Source organism: Novosphingobium sp. HNCC26BN242, from assembly GCF_057180525.1.
In genome coordinates, this window is record NZ_JBXUGM010000004.1 from 348,987 (window position 1) to 363,269 (window position 14,283).

Sequence of the window (14,283 nt, forward strand, 5' to 3'; positions counted from 1 at the left end):
ATCTTGGGGACTGTTCGGGACCGCCTAGTCCTGACGCCCTTCACCCCCCAAAAAACCGCTCAACCGCCCCCAGCGACCCCGCCGCATCCTCCTCAAACGGCACATGCCCCAGCCCCGGCAGGCGGACCAGCCGCGCATCGGGCATCGCGCGCAAGTAGTCGTCGGCGTTGCTGATCGGGATCATCGCGTCCTTTTCGCCCCACAGCAGCAGCGTTGGCGCTTTGATGCCCGCCAGCACCGGCACCGGATCGCGCAGCACCGTCTGGTCTGTGCGGGTCAGGATTGCGCGGCGCACGCCCGGGGCCAGCATCAGGTCGCGGTAGCGGGTCAAGGTGTCCTCGCTCAGCCGCGCAGGATCGGCATAGGCCGCTGCCAGATTGGCCTTCAGCATGGCGCGCGGTGCGGTGTAGGGCAGCGCCTTCATCACCAGCGGGACTTCGGGGGCCTTGCCATATTCAAAGCCGGGGCTGGCAAAGCCATCGGGCGATATGAGCACAAGCCGCTCCACCCGGCCCGGCTGCTGCGCGGCAAAGGTCCACGCAATGCGCCCGCCCAGCGAATTGCCGATCACGCTGGCGCGCGCGATGCCCAGTTGGTCCATCAGCCCGGCAATCAGCCGCACCGCGCGCGCATCGCTGTAGTCGCCGGTCGGATCAGCCCCGGTCAGGCCAAAGCCGGGCAGATCGAACCGGATCACCCGGTATCGTGCGGAAAGCGGCTTGGCCCAGCCCTCCCACGTTTCCAGACTCGCGCCAAAACCGTGCAACAGGATCACCGCCGGCGCATCACGCGGGCCGGTGTCGCGCAACCGCAGCCGTGTGCCATCAACGGTGCGGTATTCGCCCGGATAGGCCGCTTCCAGTTCCGCGCGCGGTTTGTCAGGCGCGTAGAGCCAGATCGCCAGCGCCGCGATTGCCGCTACGGTGATGCCTGCGATCCAGCGGATGATTTTCAAACGAGGTGTCCCGTCTGAGGTTACGTGTGGCGTAAAACCCAATTCCGTCATCCTGAACTTGTTTCAGGATCCATCGTGCCGATCAAGGCGCCGTTGGTGGGGAGAAATGGACCCTGAACCAAGTTCAGGGTGACGAGTTTTGTCGGATGGGTCTGCCTACGCGACAAACACTCCCCCCCCTACAACCGCTCCGCGTGCCAGCGCACATGGTCTTCCATGAACGTCGAGATGAAATTGTAGCTATGGTCATACCCCGGCTGCATCCGCAGCGTCAGGTCCACGCCCGCCGCCTTGCACGCCGCCGCCAGCAGTTCCGGTCGCAACTGTTCGGCCAGAAATCCATCGGCCTCACCCTGGTCCACCAGCACTGCGCCCGCAGGCCGCTTGCCATCCTCGATCAGCGCCACCGCATCGTGCGCGCGCCATGCCGTGCGATCCTCGCCAAGATATCCACCCAGCGCCTTGTGCCCCCACGGCACCTGCCCCGGCGCAACGATCGGTGCAAAGGCCGAGAGCGATTTGAACCGATCGGGATAGGTCAGCCCCAGCGTCAGCGCGCCGTGTCCGCCCATCGAATGGCCGGTGATGCCCATGCGGCCAAGATCGACCGGGAAGTTCGCGCCCAGCAGCGCGGGCAGTTCTTCGGCGATGTAATCCCACATGCGGTAATGCTTGGCGAACGGTGCCTGTGTGGCATTGACATAGAACCCCGCGCCAAGGCCAAAGTCATAGGCCCCGTCCGCATCGTCAGCCACGCCCTCGCCCCTCGGCGAAGTGTCTGGCGCAACGAACACGATGCCATTTTCGGCGCAAGCGCGGCGATATTCGCCCTTGTCGGTCACATTCGCATGCGTGCAGGTCAGCCCAGAAAGATAGACCAGCACCGGCAACTTTGCACCTTCAACCGCCTGTGGGGGCAGGAAGACCGAAAAGGTCATTCCCGTCCCCGTCGCGGACGATTCATGCTTGTAAACACCCAGCGTTCCGCCGTGCGCTTTCGAAGTAGAGACCGTCTCCAGCGTCATCAGGCGATAACGTCCAGCGCGCACAGTTTGTTGCCAGCCGGATCGCGCAGATAGGCCAGGTAATAGGGCGAACCTTCGCGCGGTCCCGGCGGATCTTCGCACGCGGTGCCGCCCGCTGCCACACCCGCTGCGTGCCAGGCATTGGCCTGTTCCGGGCTCATCTTGAATCCGATGGTGCCGCCGTTGGCACCGCAGGCCGGTTCGCCATTGATCGGCTTGGTCACGATGAACAGCCCGCCATTGTGCTGATAGATCAGCCGCCCCTTGGGATCGGTGATCGCTTCTGGCCCGCCAAAGGCCTTGAACGTCGCATCATAAAACTTCTTGGCGGCGTCGATATCGTCGGCGCCCACCATCACATGGCTGAACATTCGCTTTCTCCCATTGCGGATTGCAGAGATAGGAGAGCTAAGCCATCGGGGGATGCGGTCAAGCGTCCAAGCGGGAATTCTTTGTTGCCGGATGGCGTTATGCGGCCGGATCAAGCACGCCCAGCATCGCCACCACCGCCACCACGCCCAGCCCTGCCGCCAGTTCTAGCAGCAAAGACCTCGACAGACGCACTGGCGCGCTCGCCTCGCCCCGTTCTAGCGCGGGCACAATGCGCCAGCGGTTCCCCGCCGCCAGCGCCAGCATCAGGCCGAACAGCGCAATCTTCACGCCCAGAAGCCAGACCCAGCGGCTGTCCAGAACCGGCGGAAAACCAGCGATGGCCAGCGTGTTGACCACTCCAGTCAGCACCAGCACCGCCACCACCACACTGCCGGTGCACGCAAAGCGGGCCAATGCCTGAACGTCGGACCTGCGCCGCACGGCATCGGCAAGGAACGCCACCAACGCCCCAATCCACAGCGCCGCAGCCAGCAGATGCAGCCCATCGGCCCACCGATGCAGCGCCCATTCGCTCGCCCCGGCATGGCCGGTCAGCGCCATGGAGCACAGCGCCACCGCGCCCGCCAGCGCCATCACCGGCAAACGCAACAATTTGAGCGGAACGATGGCCGCCATGATAACGCAGGCCAGCGCGGTCAGCCGCCATTCCATCACTGCGCCCAGCGGCGTTGCCGCCAGCACGGCCTCGGCGGTAGGTTGATCGAGTTCAGCCAGCGGCATTCCGGTCATCGCGGCCACGCTTTCCAGCGCCCACCAGATAGAGGCAGCTCCTGCCACCAGCGCCAACGCAGCCAGCAGTGTCCGCATCCGGCCAGACACCGCGCGCCCAGACGAAAGCGCCTGAAGCGGCAGCCCCGTCAACAGCAGCAGCGCGACATATGCTGCCGCGCGCGCCCCGATCAAGCCCCCCGATTCCAAGGGTTTAGCGCGCGGTAAAGCTATATCTTCCTTGAATGCGGTGCTGGTCACCCGCCACCGCATGCCACGTCAGGTCATAAGTTCCCGCAGGCAGCGCGCGCGGCAGGGTGACGGTCAGGACCTTGCCCTTCACCTCGCTCTTGAAACCCTTGATCGGCATCGGCGCGTGATTGGCCATACCGGGCATGCTGGTCATCACCAGTTCGATGCCCGAAAGCGGGCCGACGAGATCTTCGGAGAATGTCAGCGTCAGCTTGGTTGGCTTGGCCACCGCCGTGTTCGCCGCTGGTGTTGATGATACCAGCTTGGGATGCGCCAAAGCTACACCAGGCAGGGCGAACATGGCGAGGGCCGGAGCGGCAAGAAGGGCGAGACGGCGCATGAAATGTCCTTTCGGCTGATGATCTTGCCGGTTTTACGCAATCCGGCGCGCGATCCCTCACAGGTCAGCAAAATTTTGTCTTGAGGGATTTGCCGGTGCCGTGCGTAATGCACAAGACCAGCAATCAAGGACCACGCCCGCGATGGCAGACATCGACGATCTTCTTGGCGCGCTTGCCGCCAAAGCTCCGCCACCGGCCCTCTCATCGCTGGAAAGCGATGTTTTTCAGGGCCTTGCACAGCGGCGTGAGCAAGCCACGGCGCGGCGCGGCATGGTGCTGGCGGTGGCCGCAGCGGCGGTGGTGGGCATAGCCGGATCGGTAGCGCCTGCCGCCCCCGCGCAGGCAGAGCCGCTGTTTGGCGTGCCGCAATCGGCTCCCTCGCATCTGCTGGCCGACTGATGGCTCCCGCGCTGCGCTATGTTCTGGTGGCAGTGGTCTCTGCCGCCGTCGCGCTGGCCGCCAGCCACTTTGCGCGCACCGTGATGCCCGCGCATCACGGGAGCGAATTGCACCAGTTGATGCACGACCGGCTGGATCTGACCGCGCAGCAAGAGGCGCAGATAGACCAGCTGGAGGCGGACTTTTCCAACAGGCGCAAAGCGCTTGATGCACAGCTGCGGAAATCCAACATCGCGCTGGCCAAGGCGATTGAAGCCGAACAACAGATCGGCCCGAAAGTGGGCGCTGCGGTCGATGCATCGCACATGGCGATGGGGGAATTGCAAAAGGCAACTCTGGCCCACGTGTTTGCCATGAGGGCGGTGCTAACCCCTTCGCAAAAAGCGATTTTTGACCGGGAAATTGCGCGCGCGCTGACAGTTCCGAACAACACCTAAATGCACCTAGATGCACCTAGCAGCACCTAGACGCACATGAACGCCCCTCATGCGCCCGCAGATGACCGCGAACTGGTCGCGTGCGCGCTTGGCGGGCACCAGCAGTCCTACAGCGCACTGATGGCACGACACCGCGAGGCGGTGTACCGCGTCGCCCGCCATCATGTGGGCGAGGAAAGCGAGGCGCTCGACGTTTGCCAAGAAGCGTTCATCTCCGCCTTCGCTTCGCTGAACAGGTTCGATCCCGACCGTCCCTTCCGCGCGTGGCTGCTGCGGATCGCGCTGAACAAGTGCCGCGACTGGGCGCGGCGGCGGGCGGTGCGGCGCTTGCTGCGCATGGCCAAGCCGCTGGACGATGCCTTTGATGTGGCTGATCAAGGACAAGACCCTGAATCATCGGCTATTTCTGCCAGAGAGCTTAACCGCATTTCTGCTGCCGTTGCGGCGCTTCCGGCAAATCTGAAAGACCCGCTGATCCTGTGCCGTCTGGAGGGGATGAGCATGGCCGAGGCGGGCCAAGTGCTGGGCGTGAGCGAAAAGGCCGTGGAAACAAGAATTTATCGCGCGCGGCAGAAATTGTCCGCAATTCTTGCCAAAGAGCCTGAGGGATAGCGCTCCGTTCTGCGTATCAGCAAGCAATGGAAAAATCGCTTCTTCTCAATCGCCGCCGCCTGCTGACCGGAGCAGGTGCCCTTGCCGCAACGCCGTTGCTCCCTGCCTGGGCGCAATCGGGCCATGGCGGCCATTCCGCCCATGCAGGGCCGCTAGCAGGCCGCAATGTGGGCGGAACTTTATCGGGCGAAAACATTGCTTTGACCATTGGCGCGGCGAAGTTCGCAGTGGGTGACAGGTCCGCCGCCGCCGTCGCTGTCAACGGCTCTATCCCCGCCCCGCTGATCCGCCTGCGCGAAGGGCAGCGGGTGCGGATTGCGGTGACCAACACGTTGAAAGAACAGAGTTCCATTCACTGGCACGGACTTCTGGTGCCGTTCCAGATGGATGGAGTGCCAGGCGTATCTTTCCCCGGCATCGATCCGGGCGAGACGTTTACTTATGAATTCCCGATCCTGCATGCGGGCACGTTCTGGTATCATTCGCATTCCGGGATGCAGGAGGCGGTCGGCCTCTATGGCCCGATCGTGATTGACCCTGCCGAGCCTGACAGCGCCGTGCCGTTTGACCGCGAATATGTGCTGGTGCTGTCGGATTGGAGTCCGACTGATCCGCACAAGCAGCTGAAAAAGCTCAAGACCATGGGCGGCTATTACAACTGGCAGCGCCAGACTGTGGGCGGGCTTTCAAAAGGCCGCGACCAATCGTTCAAGGAACGCATGGAGTGGGCCAAGATGCGCATGGATGCGACCGACATTTCGGACGTGACCAGCGCGACCTATTCCTATGTCATCAACGGGCACGACAGCTTGGCCAACTGGGCCGCGCTGTTCCGCCCCGGCGAGCGGGTGAAGCTGCGGATCATCAATGCCTCGTCGATGACCAATTTCAATGTCCGCATTCCCGGCCTGCCGATGACGGTGGTGGCCGCCGATGGGTGCGATGTGCAGCCGGTGGAAACTGACGAGTTCCAGATCGGCATTGCCGAGACGTATGACGTGATCGTGCAACCATCTGAAAACGCGGCCTTCGGGATCATTGCCGAGGCGATTGACCGGTCCGGCATGGTGCGCGCAACGCTTGCCCCACAGATCGGCATGGCCGGTGCCATCCCGCCCCGCCGCGCCCGCCCTATCCTGAACATGCGTGATATGGGCATGGATATGAGCGGGATGGACATGGGGAGCGGGGGCGAGATTGACCTGTCCAAGCCCGCCAACGAGAGCATGGAGGGCCACTCCATGAAAATGCGCGATCTGTCGCTGGCCCCCGGCGTGAAGCCGGGACCGGGCGTGGCGACCATTTCCCCGATGCCTGCTGATCGGCTGGCCGACAAGCCGACGGGCCTTGATGATGTGGACCACCGCGTGCTGACTTATGCCGATCTGCGGTCCCGCGCGCCCAACCCCGATCCGCGCGTGCCGACGCGACAGTTGGACGTGAACCTTACAGCCAATATGGAGCGCTATATGTGGTCCATCGATGGGCAGACCATTTCGGGCGGGGCCGATCCGATCCCGTTCCGCAAGGGTGAGCGGGTGCGGGTGAACCTGATCAACCACACGATGATGCCGCATCCCATTCATTTGCACGGCCACTTCTTTGAACTGGTGACGGGCGAGCCGGGCAACCGTCCGCGCAAGCATACCGTGAACGTGCTGCCGGGCGGAAAGGCGAGCTTTGACCTGACCGCCGATGCCGAAGGAGACTGGGCGTTTCACTGCCACATGCTGCTGCACATGCATGCTGGAATGATGCGCGTGGTGACCGTGCGCGCCGAAGGCGGTGCAGCGTGAAGGCTTTGTTTGGCGCGGCGACATTGCTGATTGCCGCGCCTGCCATGGCACAGGAAGTCGATCCCCACGCGGGGCATGACATGAGCCAGATGGACCATTCGGCGCACCAGATACCGCAGCCCGCAGCACAGGCAGATCCTCATGCTGGCCATGATATGAGCGCGATGGGACCAAGTGTGCCCGACAGCGACGTGGGCAATGCCCCGCCCCCGCCCGTGCCGACCGACCATCCCGCCGACGCCTTTTGGGACCGGCAGCGCATGGCAGCCGCCCGCGCCGCGCTGGACAAGGAAGGCGCGTTCTATGGTAATGCCCTGATCGCCGACCGGCTGGAATATCGGCCTCGCAACGACAAGGACGGCTATGCTTGGCAGGTCATGGGCTGGGTGGGCGGCGATATTGACCGGCTGTCGTTCGAGACCGAGGGCGAAGGCGCATTCGGCGAACCATTGGAAACCGGCGAAGTGCGCGCGGCGTGGCGACATGCCATTGATCCTTGGTGGAATTTTGAACTGGGCGCGCGGCAGGACTTTGGCGAAGGGCCGGACCGCACTTATGGCGTGATCGGGTTCGAAGGGCTGGCTCCCTACTGGTTCGAGGTGGGCGCGCATGCCTTTGTTTCGAACAAGGGCGATGTGCATTTCCGGCTTGAGGCCGAACACGACATGCGTTTAACTCAGCGCCTGATCCTGCAGCCATCGGTGGAAATCGATGCGGCGGCGCAGGACGTGCCTGAGCTGGGTATTGGTGCTGGCTTGGAGAAAATCGAGCTTGGCGCCCGAATGCGCTATGAATTCGCGCGCGAATTTGCGCCCTATGTAGGCGTGCATTGGGAACGCAAGCTGGGCGAGACGGCGCGTCTGGTGCGGGCAGATGGAGAAACGCCATCGCAGGTCAGCGCCGTGGTGGGGCTGCGGATGTGGTTTTAAAGCGGGAGAAAATGCTCTTCGGCTGAACTGCCAAATTGCAGCATCGGTTCAATTCAGACTTGCCCGCGTGGGTCGCTGCAGTGCGCTGATGCAGTGGTCTGTTCTGGACGAAGCAATCAAGCCCGGTTCACAAATACTTGAGCCACCAGATATCCTTGCGCCGCTGCTTGAACCCGGCAAACCATCGCGTGGGCAGATAGAGCGGCACGATCAACAGGAAGACCCAGATCCACACGGTGGACAGATTGTCGACGCCGAACACCGTGCCCTTGGCCGGTCCGTAGAGCATCAGGGCAACGTGATAGACGCCTTTCAGCACATAGAGATGCAGGATGTAGAAGAACATCGGCGCTCCGCCTAGATAGGCCAGATGCGGCAGGGCGGCGCTGTCCTGATACTTCTCGAACAGGGCCAGCAGCAGAACGCCTGCGCCGACCGTGGGCAGCAAGAACAGCAGCGATGGCGGATATTTGGTAAGCGCAAGGAAGCTCATCACCGTGCGCAAGGGCGTTTCGCCGGTGAACCACGGCTTGTCGCCATAGACGTTGGCATAACGGATCACCACAAAAGCGGCGATCATGCCAAGGCCCAGCAGGACCAGACGCTTCAGCCGCAGTGCCGGGTCGCTGCCCTTGGCAAACCACGGCCCGCAGGCATAGCCAAGCACGATCACCCCGATCCACGGCAGGATTGGATAGGTCGTCTTGGCGGTAAGGCCCATGCCAAGGTCGATGACCGAGCGCTGATGCAGCACGGCCCAGATGGCATAACCACTGTCCTGCGCGGTCAGCACGATGGGATCGAGCAGGTTGTGCAAACATACGATGGCAAGGCCCAGCCCGAACTGGGCCGTGCGCGGCAAGTGGATCAGCACGGCGAGTGCTACCATCGAAATGCCGATGGCCCAGATCACCTGCAACCAAAACCGCGCGGGCGGGAATTCGAAGGTCTGCGTTGGCCAGGCGAGGCAGATGACGGTGAGTTCAAGAAAGATCAGGAACAGCCCGCGCTTCAGCAGGAATTCGCTGACCTGCGCCTTTGTGCGGGATTGGCCATAGAGCCACGCCGAAAGCCCGGTGAGCGCCACGAACGTGGGCGCGCAAAAGGTGGAAAGCAGCCGCGTGAAAAACAAGCCGGGATCGGTGGTATTGGCATCAACCGGATCGGACACCTGCAGATGCAGAAAGAAGGTTTCGCGGACATGATCGACCAGCATGAACAGCATGACCAGCCCGCGCAGCGCATCAATTGCCAACAGCCGCGTGCGTGCCACGGCAGGGTTTGCGGCACCGGCGTGCCCAGTTTGGCCAAGCGGTGCAGCCATAGTTGCCATCGAAAGTCCCCTTGCTGCACCTGGGCGCAATGCGTGATCTGGCCTTACTTGAGCTCAAATGTCCCGAACGCCTTGGCTCCGCTCGCTTTCACGGTGAGAGCCACGACGACCTTGGCGCCGGTAGGCAGGGTCAGGCCGATCGCACTCAACTGGTTGCCTTGGCCCGGAGCAAGCGGGACCGCCTGCTTTACCCCTGCAGCAGTCACCGTGATCTTACCGTCGAGGCCGCTTGCCGCAACCGGCTGATCTTCCTCAACCACATAGACATCCACCCCATCGGCCCGGCGCACCAGTTCGATCACCATTTCGCCCGAAACCTGCGTGACTCCGCCGTGGCGCGGCTTGTCCGACCCGTGGGCCAACGCTGCGGATGCGCCAAGCACCAAGGCCGTGGCCAGTGCGATGCGTCCTGCCTTCATGATCTGGCTCCTCATTGTCATTCCGGTTCATGTGGCAGAACGAACGATAGCGTCGCGCTGTGTTCCATGCGGCGATACTTGGCCGGGTTGTCGGTTGCCGAAATGTAGACGCCCAGCAGCACGTTCAGCCCCTGATTGCGGACGGGCACGGTGGCATAGCCTTGCGCGTCGGTCTTCACCGGCACCTGATCGGGATCGTTGACGTAATCGTTGCGGATATCGACGCCCGCCATCGGCTTCCCATCCCAGAACGCGCGGACCTTCAACGGCTTGCCCATGACCTGTGGGATCGCGGCATCGGCGGGGAAAATCTGCAGCTTGTGCCCGGCAATCAGCGGGATCGGCTTTTTCGGCAGTTCGGCGATGTGGACGGCATACTTGAAATTGTGTTCGCTGACAGTCGCGTCCGTGATTTCGTCATGGCCCTTGTTGTGCCATTCGCCCGCCTTGTCGCGCGACCAGATGCCGTAGTCCATGACGGCGGCCACCACGGCCAGCGGTTCATCACTGTCCACCACGGGAATCGCACCGGCGGCCCGCAGTGTTGCGGCCACCGGTTGCGCATCGCCATCAAGGCCTGTCACCGCATTGACCAGCGGCATGCGCTTTACTGCGTCCAGATCATCGGCGCCCACGCCATAGACTAGCGCCAGTTGCTTGGCGCGCTGCGCAAACCAGATGGCGTGGGCCTGTGCGGTGGTAGCTGCAAGCGCGGTTGCCACAGTGGCCACTGCCAAACCTGCTATGAGGAAACGCTTCGTTCTGCGCATTGCACCGCACTCCGGATAGGATCGCCGGGTTCTTTCCCGCCTGATCAGACTATGCCTGCACGACAGCGTATCGTATCGAATAACGCTGCTGCCCGGCATTATTCTGTCGCAAATGCCCGTTGCGCTGGCACAATCGCACCGCAAACGTATCCCGCTTGCCGCGCAGGCAGAAGCCATGGCAATGGAACGCGATGGCAAAGCTTTGAGACAATTACAGCAAGGACCAGCATGATCCCCGTCCACACCGGCGTGATCGCCCAGACGATCCAGTTAGCGCTGGCCCCGGTGTTCGTGCTGGTGGCCATCGGCAACATCATGAACATCCTGACCACGCGCCTTGGCCGCATCGTGGACCGGTCACGCACGTTGCAAGGCCAGCATGGCGAGACGACTGGACGGGATCATGACGTGGTGGTGATCGAGCTTCGCTATGTCGACCGGCGGATCCATCTGATCGGGCGGGCGCTGCTGCTGCTGGTGATTTCGGGGCTGGCTATCGGCGTGACGGTCGGCTCGCTGTTTATTGGCGAACTGAGCGAACTGGAGACGGGCAGCTTCACAGGGCTGACATTCTCGCTGGCCATTGCCATGCTGATGGCGGCGCTGGTGTACTTGCTGCTGGAAACCCGGATTGCGGCCAATTCGCTGCGTTTGCCGCAGGAACTGCTGGAGCTTGAGCGCAAGATTTGAGGGAATTTTACCGGAGTTCCGTTCGTGTCGAGCGAAGTCGAGACACCCCGCACTTGCGTGTCTCGACTTCGCTCGACACGAACGGGGCTAAAACGCTTTAGTTCAGCAACTTCCCGCTCTTTTCGCGGATCATGCCTTCGATCATGCGTTTGGCAAAGCCGAGGCTGGCGGGAATGTCGACTTCGACCACCAGCTCCTTCTCAGCCAGCTCCACCCCGCAATCGAGCGTGTAGCCCATCGCGCTAACGGTCATCACCATGTGGTCATCGTCGCTGAAGGTCGTGGTGACTTCGGCCATGCCATCGGCCTTTTCAGCGGCCTGCGCGGCTTTTTCACGCAGGCGCTTGCGCGCTTCGTCGCGGTCAAGCGAATGGGGGATGGCGATGCGCATTTACGAAACCTTCGGTGCCTCAAGCTGGGGAGCCGCCTCTAAACCCTCCCCATAGCGATAGTCCAGAAAACGTCCGCGCACCGCCAGCGCATCCAGATCGCCCGACGCCAGCTGGCGAGTGATCGTGTCGATCTCACCGCTGATCTTGCCAAGGCCATCGGCCAGTTGCTGATCGGCATTGCGCCCGCCGCGCTCTTCACGCCGCAAGTGCTGCGGGATCTTGCGGTAGCTTTCGACCATGCCCGGCAGATGTTCGCCCACCAGCTTGCGCACTTCGGCCACGGCAGGTTCGGACGGGTCGATGCCTTCAAGCTGAAGCCCCAGCCCATCGAGTTGCACGCCGATCTGATCGACCAGTTGCACTGCAGGCGCAGGCAACGCGGGCCGCTGCGCCTCAAGCCACAGTTCGGTGCGGCCCACCATCGTGCGCACATCGCCGGTGTTCAGCGCGGAAAGCGTCGGCACTTTCATCTTCGGAAATGTGGCGAAGAACCACAGCGCGGCCACGATCGAGGCCGCCAGCACCATCACGCCGGTAAAGCCGATGCCATCAAGCACCAGCCCTGCCGTCATGGCTCCCACCAGCAGCACGCCCACTGCCATCGCCATCCGCGCGGCTTTCTTGCCGATATGCTTGCGCTTCAGTTCAGCCGAGCGCTGGCCAATGCTGCGCCGCCCGCCTGCCTGCTGGCGAACCAGCGACGTGCGCGCTTCGGCAAGGATGCGATTGCTTTCGTGTGCCGGGGAATTGGCCATCTGTGGCTCAGCCCTCCAGCGTCAGCAAGGATGAGGTTTCCGGCCCGGCCAGCTTTGCTTGCGCCGCGCCTTCCGCGCGCGCGATGTAGCCTTTGGACTTTTCGACCTCGCCCGACAGCGTGGTCACCGTCTGCTTCATCGAATCGAGCGCTTTCAGCTTGAACGTGTCGATCGTGTCCATCGTATCGTAGATATTCTGGAACGCGCGCTGCAGCGTTTCGAGCGGGATCGTGCTGGAAACCGCCATCTCATGAATCTTGCCGGTCTGTTCGCGCAGCAGTTTGCCGGTGGAATCGATCATGTTGGCGGTGGTGGTGTTGAGCGCGGTGATCTGCTGCAGCACCAGCCGCTGGTTGGTCATCGCCTGCGCCACGGTCACGGCTGTGCGCAGTGCGGCCACAGTGGTGGTGCTGGCGCGGTCCACGCCCTTGACCAGTTCGACGTTGTTCTTCTTCACCAGATCGAGCGCGAGATAGCCCTGCACCGTGACGGCCATCTGCGTGAGCAAATCCTGCGTGCGCTGGCGGGTGTAGAACAGCGCAGATTCACGAACAGCCTTAGCCTTGGCCGGATCGGTGGCGTCAAGATCGGCGGCGGCTTCTTCCAGCTTGGCGTCGAGCGTTTTGGAGATGTGGATCATCTGTTCCAGATTGCCCATCGCTTCCCACAGCTTGGCGCGTTCCACATCGATGGCGGCATTGTCCATCAACAGCTCGTCCTTGCCCGATGCCAGCCGCTCAAGGATCGCCTTGATGTGGCCCTGTGCCGAGACATAGCCGTCGAAATACTTCTTCATGCTGTTGCCAAAGGGGATGATGCCCAGGATCTTGCGACCGGTGGACAGCTTGCCCTGCTTGCCCGGATCAAGTTCTTCCACCGTGCGGCGCAGCGCGGCCAGATCGGAGCCGACGCCGCCGTCTTTGTCCATCGCGCGGATCGGCCGGTCGAGAAAGCGGTTGGCCATGCCGGCCGCCTGCGCAATCTCTTTGCGCCCCATGTTGGTCAGCTGATCGACCTTCTTGCCGAATTCCGGGCTTTGCGCATCGACCGCGATCAGATCGGCTACGAAAGCATCGACCTTGGCCTCCAGCTTGCTCCGGTTTTCTTCCGAAACGGGCACCAATCCAGCCGCCTGAGCGGGCGCGACCACCGGCACCGGATCGGGCGGAGTCAGCGTGATTGGGCTGAATGTCGCGGTTTCAGTTTGCGTAGAGGCCATTTCAGTCCAGCTTTCGATTGGGGCAGTGGCCAACATGGTATGTCGCGCGCCCTCGTGCAAGCTGCCTTATACTTGCAATACAGCGGCGCGCCTTGGGCCGTATCGACGGACCGTGCCCAAGGCTCCATGAACAGCACTATGGAACCTTCATTGAGATGCGCCGTATTCGGTGCCAGCGGCGGCATTGGCGCTGCGATTGCCAGCCAGCTTGCTGCGCGGGAGGACGTGGCCGAAGTCCACGTTCTGGCGCGAAAAATGCTGCCCTCTGCGCCAAAAACCATACCCCACAGCTTCGATCTGACCGACGAGGCCTCAATCGCTGCAGCCTGTGCCACCATTGCTGGCCCGCTCGATCTGGTCTTCGTCGCCACCGGACGGCTCGTCCGCGATGATGGCACTGGCCCCGAAAAGTCATGGCGCGCAATAGACGCTGGCGGCATGGCCGAAATGCTTGCCATCAACACCACCGGCCCCGCGCTGATCGCCAAACATACGCTGCCGCTGCTGCGAAAAGGGAGGCGCCCGGTCTTCGCCGCGCTTTCTGCCCGCGTCGGATCGATCAGCGACAATCGCATGGGCGGCTGGCACAGCTACCGCGCATCGAAGGCCGCGCTGAATATGCTAGTGCGCAATTTCGCCATCGAACTGGGCCGCACCAACCCGGCGGCGGTAGCGGTAACACTCCACCCCGGCACGGTCGATACGCCTCTCTCCGCCCCCTTCCAGCGCGGCGTGCCGGCTGAAAAGCTGTTCCCGCCCGAGCGCTCCGCCGCGCACCTGCTCGATGTGATTGATGGACTGGCCCCGGCAGACAGCGGCAAGCTGTTTGCATGGGATGGTGCAGAAGTGCCGTTCTGA

The 14,283-nt window shown here is 62.7% G+C and carries 18 protein-coding genes; 7 read left to right on the forward strand and 11 right to left on the reverse strand.

Going from position 1 to position 14,283, the window contains the following annotated elements; translation table 11 throughout:
• Positions 1-40 precede the first annotated feature (40 nt).
• The 5 genes from AC2A1F_RS16950 to copC all read right to left on the reverse strand — a co-directional run bounded on the left by AC2A1F_RS16950 (position 41) and on the right by copC (position 3,673).
• Positions 41-955, reverse strand: a complete 915-nt coding sequence (locus tag AC2A1F_RS16950) for an alpha/beta fold hydrolase (protein WP_484209951.1) — start codon at positions 953-955, stop codon at positions 41-43.
• Between the two features lie 179 nt (positions 956-1,134).
• A complete protein-coding gene (gene fghA / locus AC2A1F_RS16955; RefSeq protein ID WP_484209952.1) occupies positions 1,135-1,980 on the reverse strand; it encodes an S-formylglutathione hydrolase in 846 nt (281 codons plus the stop codon).
• Positions 1,980-2,351 carry a VOC family protein gene (locus AC2A1F_RS16960; protein ID WP_484209953.1) on the reverse strand — a complete coding sequence of 124 codons (372 nt, stop codon included), beginning with the start codon at positions 2,349-2,351 and terminating at the stop codon, positions 1,980-1,982. The genes fghA and AC2A1F_RS16960 overlap by 1 nt, the downstream gene beginning before the upstream one ends.
• Positions 2,352-2,448: 97 nt before the next feature.
• On the reverse strand, positions 2,449-3,276 hold the full coding sequence (locus AC2A1F_RS16965) for a CopD family protein (protein ID WP_484209954.1): 828 nt from the start codon (positions 3,274-3,276) through the stop codon (positions 2,449-2,451).
• Between the two features lie 19 nt (positions 3,277-3,295).
• Positions 3,296-3,673 (reverse strand): copper homeostasis periplasmic binding protein CopC, encoded by a 378-nt coding sequence (gene copC / locus AC2A1F_RS16970; protein ID WP_484209955.1) that lies wholly within the window; start codon positions 3,671-3,673, stop codon positions 3,296-3,298.
• A 142-nt stretch (positions 3,674-3,815) separates the two neighbouring features.
• Here copC and AC2A1F_RS16975 point away from each other — a divergent pair, with 142 nt between their 5' ends.
• From AC2A1F_RS16975 to AC2A1F_RS16995, 5 genes are read left to right on the forward strand one after another with little or no spacing between them, the layout of a single operon-like run.
• On the forward strand, positions 3,816-4,073 hold the full coding sequence (locus AC2A1F_RS16975) for a hypothetical protein (protein ID WP_484209956.1): 258 nt from the start codon (positions 3,816-3,818) through the stop codon (positions 4,071-4,073).
• Positions 4,073-4,510 carry a Spy/CpxP family protein refolding chaperone gene (locus AC2A1F_RS16980; protein WP_484209957.1) on the forward strand — a complete coding sequence of 146 codons (438 nt, stop codon included), beginning with the start codon at positions 4,073-4,075 and terminating at the stop codon, positions 4,508-4,510. Before AC2A1F_RS16975 ends, AC2A1F_RS16980 begins: the two co-directional genes overlap by 1 nt.
• 36 nt (positions 4,511-4,546) lie before the next feature.
• Positions 4,547-5,122, forward strand: a complete 576-nt coding sequence (locus AC2A1F_RS16985; protein WP_484209958.1) for an RNA polymerase sigma factor — start codon at positions 4,547-4,549, stop codon at positions 5,120-5,122.
• 26 nt (positions 5,123-5,148) lie between these two features.
• The gene (locus tag AC2A1F_RS16990) at positions 5,149-6,918 is read left to right on the forward strand and encodes a copper resistance system multicopper oxidase (RefSeq protein WP_484209959.1); all 1,770 of its coding nucleotides are present in this window, start codon (positions 5,149-5,151) and stop codon (positions 6,916-6,918) included.
• Positions 6,915-7,847 carry a copper resistance protein B gene (locus tag AC2A1F_RS16995; RefSeq protein ID WP_484209960.1) on the forward strand — a complete coding sequence of 311 codons (933 nt, stop codon included), beginning with the start codon at positions 6,915-6,917 and terminating at the stop codon, positions 7,845-7,847. The genes AC2A1F_RS16990 and AC2A1F_RS16995 overlap by 4 nt, the downstream gene beginning before the upstream one ends.
• A gap of 127 nt (positions 7,848-7,974) precedes the next feature.
• On the opposite strand, the gene AC2A1F_RS17000 is transcribed toward AC2A1F_RS16995, so the two are convergent.
• The 3 genes from AC2A1F_RS17000 to AC2A1F_RS17010 are packed head-to-tail and all read right to left on the reverse strand — an operon-like array spanning position 7,975 to position 10,369.
• Positions 7,975-9,180, reverse strand: a complete 1,206-nt coding sequence (locus tag AC2A1F_RS17000) for an acetyltransferase domain-containing protein (RefSeq protein ID WP_484209961.1) — start codon at positions 9,178-9,180, stop codon at positions 7,975-7,977.
• A 44-nt stretch (positions 9,181-9,224) separates the two neighbouring features.
• On the reverse strand, positions 9,225-9,599 hold the full coding sequence (locus AC2A1F_RS17005; protein WP_484209962.1) for a hypothetical protein: 375 nt from the start codon (positions 9,597-9,599) through the stop codon (positions 9,225-9,227).
• A gap of 17 nt (positions 9,600-9,616) precedes the next feature.
• A complete protein-coding gene (locus AC2A1F_RS17010) occupies positions 9,617-10,369 on the reverse strand; it encodes a DUF4198 domain-containing protein (RefSeq protein ID WP_484209963.1) in 753 nt (250 codons plus the stop codon).
• A gap of 228 nt (positions 10,370-10,597) precedes the next feature.
• On the opposite strand from AC2A1F_RS17010, the gene AC2A1F_RS17015 reads away from it, so the two are divergent.
• Positions 10,598-11,059 carry a DUF2721 domain-containing protein gene (locus AC2A1F_RS17015; protein ID WP_484209964.1) on the forward strand — a complete coding sequence of 154 codons (462 nt, stop codon included), beginning with the start codon at positions 10,598-10,600 and terminating at the stop codon, positions 11,057-11,059.
• Positions 11,060-11,156: 97 nt separating this feature from the next.
• Here AC2A1F_RS17015 and AC2A1F_RS17020 read toward each other — a convergent pair whose 3' ends face one another.
• Genes AC2A1F_RS17020 through AC2A1F_RS17030 form a run of 3 tightly spaced genes read right to left on the reverse strand, consistent with a single transcriptional unit; the run spans position 11,157 to position 13,425 of the window.
• Positions 11,157-11,450: a polyhydroxyalkanoic acid system family protein gene (locus AC2A1F_RS17020; protein WP_484209965.1), complete on the reverse strand. Its 294-nt coding sequence runs from the start codon at positions 11,448-11,450 to the stop codon at positions 11,157-11,159.
• The gene (locus tag AC2A1F_RS17025) at positions 11,451-12,206 is read right to left on the reverse strand and encodes a hypothetical protein (protein ID WP_484209966.1); all 756 of its coding nucleotides are present in this window, start codon (positions 12,204-12,206) and stop codon (positions 11,451-11,453) included.
• 7 nt (positions 12,207-12,213) lie between these two features.
• Positions 12,214-13,425, reverse strand: a complete 1,212-nt coding sequence (locus AC2A1F_RS17030; RefSeq protein WP_484209991.1) for a toxic anion resistance protein — start codon at positions 13,423-13,425, stop codon at positions 12,214-12,216.
• 126 nt (positions 13,426-13,551) lie between these two features.
• Here AC2A1F_RS17030 and AC2A1F_RS17035 point away from each other — a divergent pair, with 126 nt between their 5' ends.
• Positions 13,552-14,283, forward strand: a complete 732-nt coding sequence (locus AC2A1F_RS17035) for an SDR family NAD(P)-dependent oxidoreductase (RefSeq protein ID WP_484209967.1) — start codon at positions 13,552-13,554, stop codon at positions 14,281-14,283.

What these genes read in the sequence shown, in the direction of transcription:
- fghA (WP_484209952.1), bottom strand. Translation starts at nt 1,980, where the DNA reads ATGACGCTGGAGACGGTCTCTACTTCGAAAGCGCACGGCGGAACGCTG.
- AC2A1F_RS16960 (WP_484209953.1), bottom strand. Translation starts at nt 2,351, where the DNA reads ATGTTCAGCCATGTGATGGTGGGCGCCGACGATATCGACGCCGCCAAG.
- copC (WP_484209955.1), bottom strand. Translation starts at nt 3,673, where the DNA reads ATGCGCCGTCTCGCCCTTCTTGCCGCTCCGGCCCTCGCCATGTTCGCC.
- AC2A1F_RS16975 (WP_484209956.1), top strand. Translation starts at nt 3,816, where the DNA reads ATGGCAGACATCGACGATCTTCTTGGCGCGCTTGCCGCCAAAGCTCCG.
- AC2A1F_RS16980 (WP_484209957.1), top strand. Translation starts at nt 4,073, where the DNA reads ATGGCTCCCGCGCTGCGCTATGTTCTGGTGGCAGTGGTCTCTGCCGCC.
- AC2A1F_RS16985 (WP_484209958.1), top strand. Translation starts at nt 4,547, where the DNA reads ATGAACGCCCCTCATGCGCCCGCAGATGACCGCGAACTGGTCGCGTGC.
- AC2A1F_RS16990 (WP_484209959.1), top strand. Translation starts at nt 5,149, where the DNA reads ATGGAAAAATCGCTTCTTCTCAATCGCCGCCGCCTGCTGACCGGAGCA.
- AC2A1F_RS17000 (WP_484209961.1), bottom strand. Translation starts at nt 9,180, where the DNA reads ATGGCAACTATGGCTGCACCGCTTGGCCAAACTGGGCACGCCGGTGCC.
- AC2A1F_RS17005 (WP_484209962.1), bottom strand. Translation starts at nt 9,599, where the DNA reads ATGAAGGCAGGACGCATCGCACTGGCCACGGCCTTGGTGCTTGGCGCA.
- AC2A1F_RS17010 (WP_484209963.1), bottom strand. Translation starts at nt 10,369, where the DNA reads ATGCGCAGAACGAAGCGTTTCCTCATAGCAGGTTTGGCAGTGGCCACT.
- AC2A1F_RS17015 (WP_484209964.1), top strand. Translation starts at nt 10,598, where the DNA reads ATGATCCCCGTCCACACCGGCGTGATCGCCCAGACGATCCAGTTAGCG.
- AC2A1F_RS17020 (WP_484209965.1), bottom strand. Translation starts at nt 11,450, where the DNA reads ATGCGCATCGCCATCCCCCATTCGCTTGACCGCGACGAAGCGCGCAAG.
- AC2A1F_RS17025 (WP_484209966.1), bottom strand. Translation starts at nt 12,206, where the DNA reads ATGGCCAATTCCCCGGCACACGAAAGCAATCGCATCCTTGCCGAAGCG.
- AC2A1F_RS17030 (WP_484209991.1), bottom strand. Translation starts at nt 13,425, where the DNA reads ATGGCCTCTACGCAAACTGAAACCGCGACATTCAGCCCAATCACGCTG.
- AC2A1F_RS17035 (WP_484209967.1), top strand. Translation starts at nt 13,552, where the DNA reads ATGAACAGCACTATGGAACCTTCATTGAGATGCGCCGTATTCGGTGCC.